At 65.1% G+C, this 17094-nt stretch carries 14 protein-coding genes and 2 pseudogenes; 4 read left to right on the top strand and 12 right to left on the bottom strand.

The annotated features are described in order from the left end of the window. Positions 1-66: 66 nt before the first annotated feature. The 3 genes from SSA01S_RS10465 to SSA01S_RS10475 form a co-directional block, all read right to left on the bottom strand. Positions 67-474, bottom strand: a complete 408-nt coding sequence (locus SSA01S_RS10465; protein WP_043061323.1) for a single-stranded DNA-binding protein — start codon at positions 472-474, stop codon at positions 67-69. 887 nt (positions 475-1361) lie between these two features. Next, positions 1362-1859 (bottom strand): Ros/MucR family transcriptional regulator, encoded by a 498-nt coding sequence (locus tag SSA01S_RS10470; RefSeq protein WP_043061324.1) that lies wholly within the window; start codon positions 1857-1859, stop codon positions 1362-1364. Positions 1860-2096: 237 nt separating this feature from the next. Further along, complete coding sequence (locus SSA01S_RS10475) at positions 2097-3056, bottom strand: DUF2493 domain-containing protein (RefSeq protein ID WP_061780317.1); 960 nt, start codon at positions 3054-3056, stop codon at positions 2097-2099. 1144 nt (positions 3057-4200) lie between these two features. Here SSA01S_RS10475 and SSA01S_RS10480 point away from each other — a divergent pair. Continuing rightward, on the top strand, positions 4201-4632 hold the full coding sequence (locus SSA01S_RS10480) for a hypothetical protein (protein WP_061780318.1): 432 nt from the start codon (positions 4201-4203) through the stop codon (positions 4630-4632). A 46-nt stretch (positions 4633-4678) separates the two neighbouring features. On the opposite strand, the gene SSA01S_RS10485 is transcribed toward SSA01S_RS10480, so the two are convergent. The 9 genes and pseudogenes from SSA01S_RS10485 to SSA01S_RS10525 form a co-directional block, all read right to left on the bottom strand. Beyond that, positions 4679-5641 carry a hypothetical protein gene (locus tag SSA01S_RS10485; RefSeq protein ID WP_244305054.1) on the bottom strand — a complete coding sequence of 321 codons (963 nt, stop codon included), beginning with the start codon at positions 5639-5641 and terminating at the stop codon, positions 4679-4681. Between the two features lie 50 nt (positions 5642-5691). Next, positions 5692-6336 carry a DUF8835 domain-containing pootine gene (locus SSA01S_RS10490; RefSeq protein WP_061780319.1) on the bottom strand — a complete coding sequence of 215 codons (645 nt, stop codon included), beginning with the start codon at positions 6334-6336 and terminating at the stop codon, positions 5692-5694. A 49-nt stretch (positions 6337-6385) separates the two neighbouring features. After that, positions 6386-7018: a hypothetical protein gene (locus SSA01S_RS10495; protein ID WP_061780320.1), complete on the bottom strand. Its 633-nt coding sequence runs from the start codon at positions 7016-7018 to the stop codon at positions 6386-6388. Between the two features lie 69 nt (positions 7019-7087). Beyond that, the gene (locus tag SSA01S_RS10500; RefSeq protein WP_043061328.1) at positions 7088-7528 is read right to left on the bottom strand and encodes a hypothetical protein; all 441 of its coding nucleotides are present in this window, start codon (positions 7526-7528) and stop codon (positions 7088-7090) included. A 96-nt stretch (positions 7529-7624) separates the two neighbouring features. Then, positions 7625-8593, bottom strand: a complete 969-nt coding sequence (locus SSA01S_RS10505) for a phosphoadenosine phosphosulfate reductase domain-containing protein (protein ID WP_043061329.1) — start codon at positions 8591-8593, stop codon at positions 7625-7627. After that, positions 8590-9081: a zincin-like metallopeptidase domain-containing protein gene (locus SSA01S_RS10510; protein WP_243403482.1), complete on the bottom strand. Its 492-nt coding sequence runs from the start codon at positions 9079-9081 to the stop codon at positions 8590-8592. The genes SSA01S_RS10505 and SSA01S_RS10510 overlap by 4 nt, the downstream gene beginning before the upstream one ends. A gap of 133 nt (positions 9082-9214) precedes the next feature. Further along, positions 9215-11062 carry a group II intron reverse transcriptase/maturase gene (gene ltrA / locus SSA01S_RS10515; protein ID WP_061780321.1) on the bottom strand — a complete coding sequence of 616 codons (1848 nt, stop codon included), beginning with the start codon at positions 11060-11062 and terminating at the stop codon, positions 9215-9217. Positions 11063-11678: 616 nt separating this feature from the next. Then, positions 11679-12074 (bottom strand): annotated as a pseudogene (locus SSA01S_RS10520) (ArdC-like ssDNA-binding domain-containing protein); the annotation flags it as partial. A 139-nt stretch (positions 12075-12213) separates the two neighbouring features. Further along, entirely contained in the window at positions 12214-14334 is a 2121-nt protein-coding gene (locus SSA01S_RS10525) for a ParB/RepB/Spo0J family partition protein (protein ID WP_043061550.1), read from the bottom strand. Between the two features lie 299 nt (positions 14335-14633). On the opposite strand from SSA01S_RS10525, the gene tnpA reads away from it, so the two are divergent. From tnpA to tnpC, 3 genes and pseudogenes are all read left to right on the top strand, one after another. After that, positions 14634-15011: an IS66-like element accessory protein TnpA gene (gene tnpA / locus SSA01S_RS10530; protein ID WP_167348908.1), complete on the top strand. Its 378-nt coding sequence runs from the start codon at positions 14634-14636 to the stop codon at positions 15009-15011. After that, the gene (gene tnpB / locus SSA01S_RS10535; protein ID WP_076711207.1) at positions 15008-15355 is read left to right on the top strand and encodes an IS66 family insertion sequence element accessory protein TnpB; all 348 of its coding nucleotides are present in this window, start codon (positions 15008-15010) and stop codon (positions 15353-15355) included. The genes tnpA and tnpB overlap by 4 nt, the downstream gene beginning before the upstream one ends. A gap of 110 nt (positions 15356-15465) precedes the next feature. Next, positions 15466-16899: pseudogene (gene tnpC, locus SSA01S_RS10540) on the top strand (IS66 family transposase). Positions 16900-17094 lie beyond the last annotated feature (195 nt).

The following is a 17094-nucleotide window of genomic DNA, read 5'->3' on the forward strand; positions in this document are numbered from 1 at the left end:
GGGATGCCTGGCGCGAGGCAGCACGAAAGAGCCCGGGAGCCGAAGCTCCCGGGCCGCCCGCCCCGATCAGAAGGGGATGTCGTCGTCCTCATTGTCCTGCGCGGCGCCCTGCTGCTGCTGGCGGGACTTGCCGTAGGAGAGGAAGGTGACCTCGTCGGCGATAATTTCGACGCCGAACCGCTCGATGTCCTGTTGGTCGGTCCAGCGGGTGTAGTGGATCCGACCGCGCACCATCACCTTCTGGCCCTTCTCGACATATTCGGCGACGGTCTTGGCGACACCGTTGAAGCAGGTGATCCGGTGCCATTCGGTATCCTCGAGTCGGCGGCCGTTTTCCTTGAGGACCTTGCCCTCACTGTCGCGCTTCGGCCGCGAGGTCGCGAGGCTGAAGCTGGTGATCTTGGTGCCGCCCTGGGTGGTGCGGGTCTCGGGGGCGGCGCCGACGTTGCCGGCGAGGATGACGAGGTTCTGCATGTCGAGGTTCCTTTGTCCTGCTCGAGGGTTCGTTCCCTCGGCTGAACACCGTCAAAGACGGCCAGGCCGGTGGCTCCACCGGAGCGCGCAGACGCGAAGGGAAACCCCATGGCGAGGAGTGGTGCGGGCAGCCGCGAAGCGGCAACTCGGTCCGAAGCCATGCGGGTTGGAGCCGATGGACGGCCGGCTTAGGTCGTTCAGTGAGGAGAGGGGATGGACCCTCTTCAGGCAGTCGAGCGGAACCACGATATTCGTGAAACCGCATCCGGCCTGCGACCTCGCTGCCACCCCCGCCCCGGATTCGGGCGGCACCTTCGATCGTCGTTCCCCCACTGACCTGCGCTGCAATCGCATCGAGGGCTGGAGCGATCGAACGGTTGCGGGCCGAACCGGAGCAGCACCATCATCCTTCATACCAATGCATGTCGAGGCACGTTGCCGACAGGGGACGTCAGGGGCGAGCAGGGGGGCGCGGCTGCGACACCGACCCTCCCAACGCCACAGGCATACGCGCCTTGGCCGAACCGCGCCCGAAGTCGAGAATGTTCCCTATACAACGACGCTCCGCGCAGCCTGGGGCGATCGAGCAACGAACGCGGACGTCTGATACCTCCTCTCGACAGGGGGTGGGAAGCCTGGTGCCGACCCCACGCGACGCCGGCTTCTCCGACGTCGGCGGCAGCCCGGTCTCTCCTATGAGCCCCGCCGATCAGTTGCGAGCAGACCTCAATACCCGGACCCGGGTTCGCCGAGCGGTCGGGCAGGCGACCTCCGCTCGACGATCCCCTGATCCGATGAACGGCTCGATCGCGCGGCCGAACCGGTCGGCGCGTGTCGAGGGGCGACAACCAACCGGCCGATGGCGCGCTCGCGCCCGCCGTCCGCAATCAGGCCGGCGTGACGGCGCCCTTCGCGCGGCGGGGCTTGCGCGCCGGCACGGCCGACGCCGCGGTCGTCTCGGCCGGTGTCTTGGGCTTGCGACCGAGGCCGATCTTCTTCGCCATGGCACGCCGCGCCTCGCTGTAGGCGGGCGCGACCATCGGATAGTCGGGCTTCAGCTTGTAGCGTGCGCGATACTCATCCGGGGTCAGGCCGTGCGTGGAGAGGTGCCGGCGCAAGGTCCGATAGGGCTTTCCGTCGATCATCGAGATGATGCGATCGGGTGAGGCCAGGGATTTGCGCACGGTGACGGCAGGAGCGTGATCGACCGCAGTGACTTCGACGGCGTCCTCTGAGGCTTCGCCGCTGACCAATTGCGTGATCGACGCGTAAATCGCTGTCAGAAAGGCGGGCACGGCCTCCGGATCGGCGCGCGTGTTCGGGTTCGATAGCCAGGCTGCGGTCACTTCGGTGGCGAGTTCGATCGTGTTCACAGTCTCGGTCATCCTGTCCCTTTCCGTCGTCCACCACAGGGTGGATGCGACGATCACGCAGCGCGCTCGGAAGAGATAATAGCATTGGTGCAGCGACGTGCCACTGATAACCGCTGATAACCGCTGTTGCGTGCGATGCGATGTCGATCGCGGAAAAGCGAAACGCCAAGGCTGCCGGACACCGCCAGGAAATGGGGACCAGCCCCCTCATAGCGAGGACCGCCGGCGCACCGGCGGTCCCGTCGTCGATCAGGCGCGACTGACCTCGCGCTTCTGATCGAGCGCGGCCGGGGGCGTCCCGAGCGGTCCCCGGCGGCCGACGACGCGGACGCCCGCTTTCTTGGCATCGATGACGAGGCGCTCGGTCACGCCATTGCCCTGAAAGGCGATGAGATAGCGCGGGCGGAGCGACAGCATCTGCTCGTTGCGACGAAAACCGGCGCGATCGCCGAGCTTGCGGTCGAGACCGAATCGAACCTGCTGGACGCCGTGCTGCTCGGCCCAGGACGCCGCGATGCGCTCGATCCCCTTCATGTCGCCGCCATGGACGAGGTACATGTCCCCGACCCGCTCGCGGACGGCGTTGAGCGTGCGCAGGAGATTGTCGCCGAACGTCTTCATGTCCCCGTCGCAGGTGAACGTCAGCCGGCCGCCGGCGAAGACGACGGGGGTTCCGACCGCGGTGTTGGCATCGCGGACGCGCTCACGCCGCGCGCGCAAGAACGCCTGACCATCGACGATTGCCGAGGTAACCCCCAGTGAGATGCGATTGCCGGTGGCGGGCACCCAGGATCGACCGGTCTCGCGCATGTAATGCGCCGCGGCAGTGTCGCGCATCTGCTCGTAGCAGCCGGCCGCCTCCTCGATCTTCTTCGCGAGCTCGACCTTCTCCTCAAGGTTCGTGCTGTTGATCTCGGAGCCGTCCTGCTCGGCGATCAGCAGTCTGATCTCGTCGGTAAGACGATCGATGGTGGCGTGCTTCTTCGCGGCCGCGCGGTGGAACAGGTTCACCAGGCCCCAGCCCAATTCCTCGATGTCGCGCTCCAGGGACGTGTTGAAGAGGGTCGCGAAGAGGTCGCTCCAGATCGCTGTCGTGGTCTGATCGAGGGCCTCGCTCGGGGGCGGTGCCATCCCGGGCAGTTCGTCGGAGCGCGGCTCGAGGTGGCCCAGTTCGAGAGCGGCGAGCGCCGCGGCGAGGGAGGTAGTCATGGCGACAGCCTTTCATTGCAGAGGCCGGCGGCCTTTTCCGCCGGATGCGCACCTCCTGGGACGCCGCACTAGAGCCCCACGCACCGCCGCTTCGCGGCGGGGAACCTGCGAAAGTCGGGGTGGCGCGGGCAGCCGTGGTACGCGGCAACACGGCCCGGCTTTCGCGGGTTGCGGGGGGATCGCGGGGGCCCATGTGCCGCATCCCTCCGGCGAAAAGGGCGCACGCGGAAGGTCCGCGAAAGGATGCTCGTCACGATCCCCTTCGACGTCATCGCCACGACTGGCCAGCGATGCCGCGCCATGTCGCGTCCGGTAGGAGCATCTCCCCGGCATCGTCGCGACCTAGCGAGGTGACTGGCCGCCTGGGCCCTCTTGCTCCTGCTGCGTCAGCGAGAGTGGCTGCGGATAGAACTACGCATCACTGCGGGGTCCGCCCCGCCAGATCCTCGGTCGGCGTGCTCCCGACCCGACAGCGAGTGGCGACGGTGGGAGATCCCTTCGACCGTAAGGGCGAGCCGCGACAAAAGAGCAGACGCATGCCGGCGCGCGCGGCACAGCCCCGCTAGTGCGCCGACGATCAGCCCTGTTGCCCGCGCCGTTCGTGCTTACGCGGACCTCGTGATCTCTCCCAAATCGTGCCGCTACGCGACCGCGCGCAACCTCGAACCGGCCGGCACCAAGGGAGGTCTGTTCGAACGCTGGAACGCGGAGGCGAATGAGCGAAAAGACTTGGGCGCGTCGATCGAGCCGTCACTGCAAGTCGGCTCGCAGGTACGGCGGTGAACCACGGAGCCGATGGCGGGCACAAGGCTTACCTGAACGTCGCAGGGGCGCAACGATGCTGCCTCACTGCAGATCGTGCGATAGAGGCACGGCGACCGACGTCTCGCGGCTCAAGTAGCGGCTGCTGGCATTACCGGACGATCTCCCTTAGCCTGATGTAACTTGTGGAGACGCAGGTCGGGGCGTGGAAACCTCGTGAGTGAGGGTCTGCTGACCATGCAGGGCGGCGCGTGAGCGTCGACCTCGCCGTGCGTCTGCCTGCCAGGCACGCGATATTTCCCCGACCCTGGTATTTGGGCCGAATTGGCGCGCTTCACGGACACGCCGATCTCGCGCTCAACGCTGGGACGCGGAGAGTGTGTTGGACGACACCAACGGTCACGAGGCCGGACAGGACGATACAGCGCTGCGGCGCGCCAGGGTGCAGCACCTGCTTCAAGAAGCACAGTCGCTTCTGATCGAAGCCGGAGCGAGATCCGCAAGCGTCTATCTTGAGCGCGCGATGGCGTGCATCGATGTCGACGTAGCGGATGACCCCACGCAGATCGCCGTTGCCGCAGCGATCATGCCGGGTGAATCCGCGCTGCGCCGTGCGATGGGCGGTGCCTTGACGATTGTCGGCACCCTATTGGCACGCAACGATATCGTCGCGCTCGACGAATTCGGCCGGTTGCTCGCGCTGTTCGGCGATGTGTCAGCGGTAGAGGACCCGGCAATGGGGTCCATCATCGATGGCTGGAGCGCGACGATCCGCCATGCCGCAGGCGAGGTCGAGCGCCCGATGAATGCGTAACGGTCAGCGCAGGGCGCGGCGCAAGTGACCTGGCTGATGGGAGTGCTCACCCTTGGCCGACGGCATGAGTGAGACACGATGCGTCCCCGATCGCACCAGTTGCTCTCCTAGGGACAGGACAACCGCCTTGAGGCGAGCGCTCGCGGAGCGCGTCGGCGGCACGATTGAAGTCCTCAAGCCAATTGCCGATCGGGACACGCTCGTCGACGGGGAGGGCGGCCTGCGCTTCTTGAAAGGCGATGAGGTCCGTCGGTGCTTCGCCAATGATCCGGTCGATCTCGTCGGGCGGCAGCAAGCCGCGCTCACGAATGAACTCGGTGATGCTGCCGGGGCGCGGCGTTGCTCCACGACGACCGAGCACGGGACGCCGCCAGAGCCCGTCGACATTGCGCAGCCGGGGCTTCGCCCGCGCTTCCATGAGAACGATGATCCGCAGTTCCGGGATGGCGAGTTCCATCACCTCGTCGGCCTTGATGCTGCCGCAGAAGAAGCAGCTCGACTTCGGTGGCAATGGCAAACCGGCGGCAGCGATCCGTCGCTCGCATGCCGAACGATCCCATCCCCATTCGCGCAGTGGATAGCGATAGGCATAGCGCGGATCCTCGCACTCCACGGCGTGTGCGTAGCGCTGCGGGTCACGCGGCGACGCGTCGTATCCGATCATCTTGACCACGCGTTCGCCAGCGTCCCAACATCGCCGTGCCGGCTCCCAGTCCGCAGTCCAAGCATCCTGGGCGCTTGCCTTCCACTTCTGTGAACAGGATCCCCGATTGAAGACCACCGACGGGAGCGTTGCGTTGGTCAGCATGTTCTCGGCGATCGTTGCATAGGGCGGCCAATGCTTGAAGTTGCGCGGCTGATAGCGAACGATCTCCGATGCGATGCCACGCTCGGCCATCCAGGCACGAAAGAGCGGAATGAAGGCATAGGTGCCGCGCTTCTCCGAGCCCGGATCGGCGAACAGGACCATGTCGATCGGCTCCTCTCGCCCGGCGAGTTCGATGATCATCGCGGTCGAGTCGACACCGGCACCCCATGCCACGACGACAGGTGGCCGGGTCATGGGAACTTTGCTCCAGCTGCGGTGAAGGTGACGTCGTTCGCCTCGAGCGCCGCGTCGACCTGATGATCGGCGGTCTGGAAGTCGTATTCGGCTTCGAGCCGGCGATAAAGCCAGCGCGCAAGGTCAAGAAGCGCCTCCGTGACATCGTCCTCAGCAGTCGGGGTCCCATCTTGTCCGTTCGGGCCGTCACGTTCGACGCTGATCGTCATCGAATATTCGTGACAGTAGCGACCCGTCTGCCGGATGGTGCCTTGCAACTGATACAGGTTGCGGCGCTGGATGGCGGCGAGCGCGTCGACGATGCGGTGAAGTTCAGGGTCGGCAGGCGCATAGGAGCGAATGGCGGCGCTCGACCCGCGCGCGTACCGATACTCGCCTTCGAAACTCGCGCCGTCGCCCTGACTGGCGAAGCCGGAAAAAAGGATGCGCGGCGCCGCCCGGGTTCCTCCTCCGTAGAGCCGGACCGGGCGGGTCGCGATCTCGACGCCGACGATGGCGCACACGTTCTCGAAGTCTTCGAAGACGCTCTCATGCCAATCGTCGGGAACCAGGTGATGGCGCGCCCAGGCACGCGCGGTGTCGCGGGCTGGCGGCTCAAGTTCCGCCGGTCGGAAGACCCGGGTGATGACCAGTTCAGGCATATCGTTCTCCTGACGCCGGATGCGACCGGCGATTGCATCGGCAAGAGGGTCAGGCGGCAGCCTCCAACGATGGCGGAAGCGCCCCGATCGACAGCGCGAGACGGCGCGCAAACGCGGGGGCGTCGAGCAATTCGGCGATGGGTGCGCGAAAAACCCTGCTCGACGGCTCGCCGCCACGGCAGCGATGGAAGGTGATCTCGCTGTCGGGCAGGAAGCTGCGCGGAACGACGCGGATGCCGATGTCGGGATGACGCAACTCGGTGACACCGTCGTCGTCATCGTCGCCGTCGATCGTCTGGACCCGGGCCTCGCCGGCGCCGAGCCCGATTTCGGCAGCAAGCTGTGCCACGGCGCGACGCGCTTGCGCATGGAAGGCGCGTTTGGCGGCGGGATCCCCGCCCACATGGTGTCCCGCGATCTCGAGAAGCGCTGGCGACGCCTCGATCGACGCCCGATCGATGACGCATCGCAGGCGTAGCGCTTCATCAGGACCCGCCATCGGCCGGATCACGCTGGCCAGGTTGCGGCTGAGAAGCAGGATTGCGGCGTCCTGCGCGATCGGCTTGCCGGCGCGGCGACAGTCGTCAGCGGCGGTGATGAGGGCGTGCAGCGCTGCGGGGAAGGTTTCCAGGCCCGAAGGATGAAGGGCTTGATGATGACGATAGGTCGTGTCGTAGAACATGGTTCAGCCTCCTGAGCGCGGATGCGCTCGCAAAGGCCGAAGGCGTCCTCTCCTCTTGTGCCGGCGGGTTCAACGCAGCCGGATGGGCGGCACGACGAAGTTCGCACCCTCGAAATACGCCAGCGCGGCCTCGAACGTGGCGAGGCGCTGAAGATGGTCTTCACCGATGACGACATAATCGTCCTCGTCGCATGGAAAGCGTGTTGGCTCGCCGCTCCCGGTGAAGACGAGGCGCTCAGCACCCCATTGTCCGGGGCAGGCGCCTGACCACCGGACGAAGGGCAGCGTCTCCCGAACGCAGAATGCCTCGAGCGCCTCGAACGCGCCGCGGGCGACTTCATGGGCCTTGAGGGTGAGGGACTTGCCGTCGACGAGCTCGGCGAGATGGAAGGGCGCGCCGTCCCAATCGGTCGAAAGGCCCTCGTGCCGAACGATGGACTCGAGTTCGGGCAGGGTGCTGCGATCGAGGACACCGCCGATCGTGATGGAGGCAGAAACGCGGTCAGTCATGGGACATCCTTTCTTGTGGGAGAGATGGGCGTCATGCCGTCCGGCCTGGGAAAGGGGGCGGTCGACCGGCGCAGAGTTCGATACGAGGCATTCATGCTATGGTGGGCCGGCCGGGTCGCCGAAGGCACCGGCGGGCAACCGCCAGGGATTCATCACGATCGGAAGGCGCCAGTGCTCGTCCTCGGCCTGGGAAAGCTCGTCGGGATGAACGAGCGCGGCAGAATAGGGGGAGCCACGATCCGCACGTGTTTCGACGTCAGCCGCGCGGTGGATGGTCTTGCCGCTGGCCGCCTCGCGCACCTTCACGCGCTGGAACGCGCGAGGGAAGACGTGACGCACGGTCGCCCATTGATCGGGCGAGCCGAAGATGCACGTTCGACACGACAGACGTCCCCAGCCAAGCGTGTACGCAGGGTGCGGACGGATCGACGAATCCGCAATTGCCTCCCAGACCCGTGCCTCGGTCCAGCCGTGGACGGGGCGCCAATGATCGACTGTGCGTCGCCTGCTCGACGTGCGATGCGGTTCAAAAGCCAGGTAATGCGCGCGGCAGGGGCTTTCGGCGGCGCGCTCGCCCGTCACGACCAGCGTGGCTCCATCGAGGAACCGGTCCTGGTTCCGGATGGCGGCCGCCAGGACATCGATCTTCAGCGATGGGCTGCACCAGCGAACACGAAGGTCAGCGCTGGTCTGCGGGAACAGACCGCGCGTGCCGATCGGGCCATTGCCCCCGGCGCGGCCGATACCGTCCGGGGTCTCGAACACGACCGGTGCGGTGGGTGCGCCCGACCGCTCGAGTTCGCGTGCAAAGCCACCCTCACGCCACGAGAAATAGACGCGAAGCCCAAGATGCTCGGCGATCGCGCGGACATATCCGGCGGTGCAGGGCCAATCCATAAAGCTCGCGCCGCCACCATCGACGTCATGATGATGGAGCTCGATCGCGTCCGCCGGCACGCCGAGGTGAAGGAGATGGAGAAGGGCGGCAAGGCTGTCCTTGCCACCGCTGAACGCCACGACGATGCGCCGGTAGGCGCGGAGGTCCGGACTGTCGGGCACGATCACGCCGCTTCACGATAAGGCTCGTCGGCATGGTCGAGGCGTCCGAGCCCGGTTGCACGTAGCAGAAATCCTGCTGCGGCTTCGGCCTTCGCCGCCGCGGTCATGATCGCCCGGGGCTCGCGTCGCAGCACGCGCAGCCATGCATCGACATAGCTGGCGTGATCGTCGAGGTGGGCGGTCGGAAGCTCGAGATCGGCGCCCAGCAGCGCCGATGTCATCTCGGCGCACAGTTCCTCAAAGGCGTAGGCGTCGTCGCCGAACTTCTTGCCGAAGGCACGGTCGAGGCGACTGGGATGACCGGTCCAGTGCCCGGCTTCATGGGCCAAGGTCGATGCCCAATAAGCCCGGGTGGAGAATTGCTCGGGCGGCGGCATGGTGATGCTGTCGGCCGTCGGATCGTAGAATGCGCGGTCGCCGCGGATGTGAACCGTGGCTGGCAGGCGTTCGACGAAGGTCTGGGCGCGGGATGGCAAGGCATCGGCCGGCGGCACGATAGAAAGCGGCGTGGGGTGAAACCGCTCGGGAAGGCGTAGGGTAGGCCGGGTGGCGTCTCGTTGAGAACGTCCCTCGGCCCCCCTCCGAACCGGACTTGCACCTTTCAGCGCATCCGGCTCTCCACCTACGTCAGAGTTGCAATTGTCGCCTATCTGGTAGCCTGCCCGCATGGAGGTCCACGTGGCAGGGTTTGCACAGCACGATACGCTTGCGCGTCCGTGCCGAGATCATTTTCCGACCCAAAGGCGCGACCTTCATATCAGCCATCTTGTGGACGTGATGCACCTCACATGCCTTATCCTCGGCACCGCACAGCTCGCACTGATTGGCGTTGAGACGTTCGACAAACTCGGTACGGTTGAGGCTCCACATTGCTGTGGCGGGAACGATGTCGATCGTTCCGTAGCGGATTTCTCCAACCGTCAACTCGGTCGACTTCCACAATTTGGCCGTCTTGGTCTCTCCCCTGACCATGTAGCTGACCTGATAATCGGTTCCACACCGAAGCCTATTGAAGACCTGCATCACCGAACACTTATGCTTGTTGGCTAGCGTCCGCCCCAAACTAGCCCGCCATATGTGGGTCAGCTTGTTGAGCTTCTTCTTGACGTCCCATGCTAGTGCGTAGTAATTAGCAAATCCTCGTAGCTCCGCATTATAGGCCATCACGATTTCGACGTCACTGCAATGAAGAAGCCGTGGGCGGTGCTGGCTGACAAAAGCCGACCAGTTGCCATACTCCTTCGTGGCGCAAAACTGTGCGACCTTGTCCCAAGGTACGCTTAATTGCATGATATCGGAGGGCATACGCGGCCTGAATACACGGCCATCCCTCACAACTTTCCCGGTTCGACGCTGGGTATGTGTATGAACGTCGTAGCCGAGAAACCTCACCCCATCCGACGCTTTCGCAATCCGACTCTTTTCCTCCGAGGCTTCGAGACACAGTTTATTGGACAGGAAAGCCCTGACCGTCGCCATGACCTCACGCGCTTCGTCCTTTGAACCGATGACCCCAATAAGAAAATCATCAGCGTAGCGGACGAAACGCAGCCTGCGAAAATTCAAGTCGAACGGATCACGCGCACGAAGCGATGCTCGCCTCTCCCCGATCTGCTCGATCTCGCGGAGTGCTTGATCAACAGCGGGATCATCAGCCTTGCCTTCAGCGCGCAGCCGACGAATTTTCTTCCAACGGTACTGCATGTTCGCGCTGAGCCGCCAGTATTCCGCCGGGACGGACCGTTGACCGCCCTTGTCGAACCGTTGCCTATATTCCTCCATGAACTCATCGAGTTCGTGAAGATAGACATTGGCCAGCAAGGGAGAGACGATACCGCCCTGTGGCGTGCCACTGAAAGATTCACGCACCTGCCAGTCTTCGAGATAGCCCGCCTTTAGCATGCCACGAACGAGGCCGATGAATCTTTCATCATCGATCCGTTTTGCGAGCAGCTTGAGCAGCACGTCATGGTCGATATTGTCGAAGAACCCGACCACATCGACCTCAACCAACCATTTGACGCCGGTCCAGACGCCGCGAACGGCGTCCAGTGCGGTGTGACAGGAACGCCCCGGTCTAAATCCATGGCTGTGTTCGGAAAACACAGGCTCATAAATCCTTTCAAGGATGCTTCTGACCACCTCCTGCACCAACCGGTCGTTGACCGTTGGGATACCAAGAGGACGCAATTTACCGTTGACCTTGGGAATATAGACCCGGCGCACGGGTAACGGGCGGTAGGAGCCGCTAAACACTTGCGACATCAGCCGGTGAAGTCTCTCAGGCGAAAAGCCGTCGAAAGTCTCACCATCGACGCCGGACGTCAGCGAACCCTGATTACGGGCGATCCGCTCATATGCTTGCTCCCAAAGGAGATCGCACTTCATGAGGTTGAACAGCCCGTTGACCCGCTTCCCCGCGATAGACAACTTTGGCAACTGCTCCATCCGCTTCAGGACGGTATGTGACAGCATCAGCTAGTCCCTTCCTTCGTTGGTGGAGCGACGTAAGCTGCCGGACTTCCCCCGGCCGGTTGGGCTTTCGGGCGAGTCACCTCGACCCTTATACCGCCGGTCGTGCGCTCCCGAAGGTGCGCCTGTCCCGGGCGTTACCCCGGGCGTTTGAGTACTACTCCGGCTCCGTGGCCATACAGGACGGACCAAAGTCCGCCTGCTACAGGCCATCCTGTGATGACGTGTGTAGGGAGTTCCGACTTGGTTAGGCCCCCAGTTCATCCCTTTGTCCCCATACAGGGCTGCGCCGAGTAGGCTGGATGCGCCGGTCCTCGAAGGAAAGACCAGCGCCTTTAAGCACTCGGAACCACGCCTCAACCATTGCTGCGTGGCTGGCACCAGATATACCGCTCGGGATTTGGGTTCAGGCAGTGTAGCTTTGACCATACAAGTCTTGCCTTGACCGTCCGCCGCTACAATGGTTTCGCGACTTCCGGCCTTTTCCAGCCATGCTATGTTTCCCTGCCCCTTTCGAGGATCAAGCCCTTGCAGGCCAGAGTAAGACTGGTAGGCATAGGACATTTCCAGCTATCCTAATCTCATTCGAGATACTCCATTACTCACGCTTTCACAGCGCACCTTCGATCTGATCGGCGTTGAAGACAGCATAGCTGCGAAGGACACGTCGCAACTCGTCCGTCGTGACACCCGTCACGCTCGAGGCCACCGCTTTGCTGTAGGACTTGTAGAAGATCGCGATTTCGGATCGCTCGCCCTGCCGAACCTTACCGCCGAGAGCATCGGCCTGTTTGAAGGTCATCCACGTGCGCGAATGGTATCCGGCACCTTCCGCGACAAGCCACAGCCAGAAGCAATTGATCCCGCGGTAAGGCTCGCCGGTGACCCGGAGAGGACGACCGCCAAGGCCTGGGCGCCAGGGCTTCACCCAAGGTCTCACGCCAGCGTCCAGGCGATCGATGATGGCCGCCGTGATGATCTCGGCGGGGGAGGGGGCATCGGTGGTCTTGGCCACGGGTGGGCTCCTTGGCTTGGAAAAGGGGCGCTCGAGCGTCGGCGGGGGTTCGCATCCGGCACGACGCAGAGGCACGAAAAGGAGGGCGGTACTCCCGAGAGAGCACCGCCCTGAGGCTCCTCGAACATGCTGTCAGGCGTCAGGCGGCCTGGGGATAATCGTCGTCGACCGGTTCCTGTGTCGGCGCGTCACCAAGCGGGTTCGCACCGCTGTCCAGCTCGCTTCCATCCAGATCGTCACCGTCCAGCTCGTCACCGTCCGATCCGACGGCGTCACCGTCGTCAACGAAGGTCGAGCGCGCGGGTACGCGTTCCGGCCGTTCGACGTTGTCGAAGCGCATCGCCTCCGGAAGCCAGACCGTCGCCTTCTCGCGGATCTCCGCCTCGACGATCCCCTGTCCGTTGCAGAGTGCCGCGCAGGTGGCCGCCAATTCGCCCTTCTTGGCATCCTTGTAGCGCCCGCGCAGGATCGGGCCGCCGATCTCCTCCAGCGCGTCGAGCATGACGTCCTTCTTCACCCGGCCGAAGTAATTCTCGGCCGTGGGACGCCACAAGCACGCGACCTGGATATCGAGCAGACGGCCAAGATGATCGTGGAAACCGTTCGCGCGTGCGCCATCGGCAACGTTGAGCGTCGCCTCGAGGGTCTGCGCCACGGCAAACGCCACCCACGCGCCACGAGCATCGTCCGGCAGCGTTCGAAAAGCATCGAACCTCTCCGACATCGTGGTGTGCCCGACCCAGGTCGTGTCGAGATGCTGACGCTGATCCTCGATCGTCTGTGAGGCCATCGATGCTTCGTCACGAAAGGCGAAGATCGGAAATTGCGCGGGATCGGCACGCAGGGTCGAGTGATCGCGCACATAGCTGGTCGTGAAGACGAGGCTCTGGGCCATGAGGAAGATGGTCAGATCGAGCGCGATCATCGGATCGCTCGCGACGTGCGCAACGAGGATCTGGCGACGCTGGGTGGCTAGCTCCTCGATCAGCGTGGCGCTGAGCCGCGGGGACGGGTCCGCCACGGCGTCGTCACCGCTGCCGGTTTCGCCTGGTCCAGCGCCATTGCCGCTCGCAGCGCCACCCGCCCGGGGGTCAGCCAGCGGCTTTTCGCTGAACAGACGCGTGTGAACGCGGGCCTCGCCGTCACCGCCGATATAGACGAAGGTGCCCAAATTCGCTTTCACGCCCGGATCGATCGTCTTGCGGGCGGTGTCGATCTCCGCGATTTCGCGCTCGATCGTCTCAACGCGGTCGTTCGCCGCGTTCGCCTCGGGAGTGCCCTCGGCCAGATCGGTTTCCAGCGCCTCGATCAGCGCATCGTTCTCGAGGCCCAGCGCCTCGATCCGGGCTTGCTCTTCGTCGGTGAGGGGCCGAGCAACCGGGTGGAATTCGTGGAGCTGCCGCTCGACATCATAGGGGACGTGGGTGGCAGCGATCGGGGTCACGAACGCCAGACCCTGCGCGGCTGCGAGTTCCGCCGCGGCTGCCTCGAGCTTCTTGGTCGCCAAGTCCTCGAGGAGGTCGACGTCGGTCCAGTTCTCGTCGTCGGTGTCGAGCGCGAATAGATCGCCGTCGATACGGCCGCCCGCGGCGACATAGGCTTCCCGCCCAACGAAGCGCGCCTTGGCATCGTTTGGCCGCACGGTACCGTTGAGGATCGCGCGGCGAATGTTGTCGGGCTGCTTGCCGTAATAGGAATGCTTCATCTGCTCGAAGACCCGCGCCTGGCGATCGACGTCGGCGGTCACGGCGTACGCCTGCGCCACGCCGAGATCGATTTCGTCCGATCCAAGGGCCTCGAAGATGGCCGGCGCGAGGTCGGCGAGCCGCATGCGCTGCTCGACGAAACGAACGGTGACGGCCTGCTGGATCGCGACCTGTTCGACGGTCATGCCAAGCTGATCGATGAGATGCTTGAACGCGAGACAGTCGTCAGCCGGGTTCATCGGTACGCGCTGCCGGTTTTCCGCCAAGCTGGCGCCGACCGAAGCGGCATCATCAACCGACAGGACGAGCACGGGAACCTCGTGATCAGCCGCAAGTGCGCCGCGCCCGATGAGCAGCTGAATGGCGCGCAGCCGTCGACCGCCGGCCTTGACGGTGAAGGTGCCGGCCTTCTTGAGCGGCGTCACCACCAGATTTTGGAGGAGGCCGTTGGCAGCGATGCTGGCGGCGAGCTCCTCCAGGCCGACCTCCCGGCCACGCTTGCGCACATTGTCGTTCGAGAGCGAAAGGTTTTTGACCTTCACGGACTTGATCATCGGTCGTCTCCATCCGGAGTTGGCGCGCCGTCGACGACGTCGCGCGAGCCTGAACCTCAGGCCCACCAAGCCGAAGGCTCCCTCTCCTCCACTTCGATGGAACAGGACGACCGAGATGACGCACACAGTAGATGCGACGTGACGGCATCCCGCTCGTGCGTTCGAGACCTGCCCGGGAAGGTTCCTGTCAGAAATCAGCCAGCCAGCGGACGGCGTAAGCGTCCGGTCTTCTCCACCTTGCTGACGAGGTGATGCGCAAGCCACAGGTGCGGCACTGTGGCAGACACCGGTGCGGCATCATGGCGACGCGAATTATCGAGATGGTCGGGACTGAGCCGCGCCGGCGGTTCAGCGAAGATGACAAGGCACGGATCGTGTCGGAGGCGATGATGCCGGGTGCCAGCGTGTTGGAGGTGGCGCGGCGACACCGGGTGTGCACGTCGCTGGTGTATCGCTGGCGACGCACGCTGCTGCGCGATGGGGTGGCGAGCGAAGCATTGCCGTTGCCGGGGCCGGCATTCATTCCGGTCGAGGTGGCGGGCGCGCCCATCGTGCCGCATTCGGAGCCGCTCGGACCGGGTGCGGTGGAAGTGGTCGGCCCGGCCGGGCAACGCATCCGCCTGGCACCTCCCATCGACGCGCGGGTGCTCAAGACCGTGCTGGCGGGGTTTGCTTGATCGGGCCGCCGGGCGGTGTCCGGGTGTATCTGGCGGCCGGGGTCACGGACATGCGCAAGGGCTTCGACGGGCTGGCCGCGCTGGTACAGCAGCGGCTGCGCCAGGATCCGTTTGGCGGTGCGGTGTACGCCTTCCGGGGCAAGCGTGGCGATCTGGTCAAGCTGCTGTGGTGGGATGGTCAGGGTCTCGTGCTCCATGCCAAGCGTCTGGAGCGGGGCCGGTTCACCTGGCCGGCGACCGCGGACGGCGTCGCGGTGCTGACCCCGGCGCAGCTGTCGATGCTGCTCGAAGGGGTGGACTGGCGGCATCCGATCCGGTCCTCGCAGCCGACCTTGGCCTGGTAAAAAGTAGGTTTCCTGCGGCTTTCGCGTGTATCGGCAAGGGGGTTCTGGTATAAGCGGGCGTGTCGCCCGATGCCGCCTCGCTGCCCGACGATATCGCCCTTCTGAAGGCCATGCTCATTGCTGCCGGCGCCGAGCTGGAGTAGTTGCGGATGCAGGTCGCGCGGCTGCGGCGCATGGCCTTCGGCCGTTCGTCGGAGAAGCTGACGCACCAGGCTGACCAGCTGGAGCTCGGGCTGGAAGAGCGCGAGGCGGAAGCCGCCACTGCGGCGATGCCGGTGGTCACCCGGACACGGGAGACCGCCAGGCCATATCGCCAACCGCTACCCGACCATCTGCCTCGCATGGACGTCGTGCATGAGGCACCGTGCGTCTGCCCCGACTGCGGTGGTGCCATGCGGCGCATGGGCGAGGACGTTACGGAACAGCTCGACTATGTGCCCGCCTCGTTCCGGGTCGTGCGCCACGTCCGGCCGCGGCTCAGCTGCCGGTCATGCGAGCGCATAGTGCAGGCGCCGTTGCCGTCCATGCCCATCGAGCGCGGTCGACCCGGTGCGGGGCTGCTCGCCCATGTGCTGGTGTCCAAATACGCCGACCATCTGCCGCTCTACCGCCAGTCGGGCATCTGTGCTCGCCAGGGCGTCGACCTTGCCCGCTCCACCCTGGCCGACTGGGTCGGGCGCTCGGCCGCGCTCCTCGACCCCTTGGTCGACGCGCTCGAGCGCCACGTCATGGGCGGCGCGACCCTCCATGCCGACGACACGCCGGTGCCGGTACTGGCCCCTGGTGCCGGTCGCACCAGGACGGGCAGGCTGTGGACCTATGTACGCGACGAGCGCGGGGCTGGCGGCGAGGCTCCGCCCGCCGTGCTGTTCCACTACGCGCCCGACCGCAAGGGCGAACGACCCGCCGGACATCTTGCCCGGTTCCGGGGCGATCTGCACGCCGATGGCTATGCCGGGTTCGACCGCCTCTATGGCGACCGCATCGCAGAGGTGGCCTGCTGGGCGCATGTCAGGCGCAAGTTCTTCGACGTCCATGCCGCAACCGGCTCCGCCACGGCCCGCGAGGCACTGGACCATATCGCCGGCCTCTATGCCGTCGAACGGGATGTGCGTGGCCGGCTCCCTGACGAGCGACGGCACGCGCGCCAGGCCAGGGCCGGACCGCTGCTCGATGCGTTCCGCCAGTGGCTCGACGCGACCGGACCGAAGCTGTCCCGGCGCTCCGACCTCGCGGTCGCCATCCGCTATGCGCTCACCCGCTGGCAGGCGCTGACCCGCTATGCCGACGATGGTCGCATCGAGATCGACAACAATGCCGCCGAGCGCTCGTTGCGCGGTATTGCCGTCGGTCGCAAGAACTGGCTGTTCGCCGGCTCCGACCAGGGCGGTCATCGCGCTGCCAGCATCTACAGCCTCGTGGAAACCGCCAGGCTCAACGGCGTCGACCCCGAGGCATGGCTGGCCGACACCATCAGCCGTATCGCCGACCATCCGGCCCGACGGGTCGCCGAACTGCTGCCGTGGAACTACCGGCCCGTTTGAGGTGACGCCGTCACCGGACGCTTACCGGACGGCAACGTGCCCCGAGACCGATCGCGCGTCTTGGATGGGACCGCAGATCGTGGTCGTCGCCGATGCGCTGCCCTTAGCCATTCGCGCGATCCAAGGAGGGGGCGTCACATATAGTGGACCCGAATATACGCTAACGCCACGTCAGCGCGCCGTTTAGCGTCCCAA

Origin of the sequence: Sphingomonas sanguinis NBRC 13937, assembly GCF_001591005.1 — a bacterium.
Taxonomy (GTDB): Bacteria; Pseudomonadota; Alphaproteobacteria; order Sphingomonadales; family Sphingomonadaceae; genus Sphingomonas; species Sphingomonas sanguinis.

What these genes read in the sequence shown, in the direction of transcription:
- SSA01S_RS10465 (WP_043061323.1), bottom strand. Translation starts at nt 474, where the DNA reads ATGCAGAACCTCGTCATCCTCGCCGGCAACGTCGGCGCCGCCCCCGAG.
- SSA01S_RS10470 (WP_043061324.1), bottom strand. Translation starts at nt 1,859, where the DNA reads ATGACCGAGACTGTGAACACGATCGAACTCGCCACCGAAGTGACCGCA.
- SSA01S_RS10475 (WP_061780317.1), bottom strand. Translation starts at nt 3,056, where the DNA reads ATGACTACCTCCCTCGCCGCGGCGCTCGCCGCTCTCGAACTGGGCCAC.
- SSA01S_RS10485 (WP_244305054.1), bottom strand. Translation starts at nt 5,641, where the DNA reads ATGATCATCGAACTCGCCGGGCGAGAGGAGCCGATCGACATGGTCCTG.
- SSA01S_RS10490 (WP_061780319.1), bottom strand. Translation starts at nt 6,336, where the DNA reads ATGCCTGAACTGGTCATCACCCGGGTCTTCCGACCGGCGGAACTTGAG.
- SSA01S_RS10495 (WP_061780320.1), bottom strand. Translation starts at nt 7,018, where the DNA reads ATGTTCTACGACACGACCTATCGTCATCATCAAGCCCTTCATCCTTCG.
- SSA01S_RS10500 (WP_043061328.1), bottom strand. Translation starts at nt 7,528, where the DNA reads ATGACTGACCGCGTTTCTGCCTCCATCACGATCGGCGGTGTCCTCGAT.
- ltrA (WP_061780321.1), bottom strand. Translation starts at nt 11,062, where the DNA reads ATGCTGTCACATACCGTCCTGAAGCGGATGGAGCAGTTGCCAAAGTTG.
- SSA01S_RS10525 (WP_043061550.1), bottom strand. Translation starts at nt 14,334, where the DNA reads ATGATCAAGTCCGTGAAGGTCAAAAACCTTTCGCTCTCGAACGACAAT.
- tnpA (WP_167348908.1), top strand. Translation starts at nt 14,634, where the DNA reads ATGGCGACGCGAATTATCGAGATGGTCGGGACTGAGCCGCGCCGGCGG.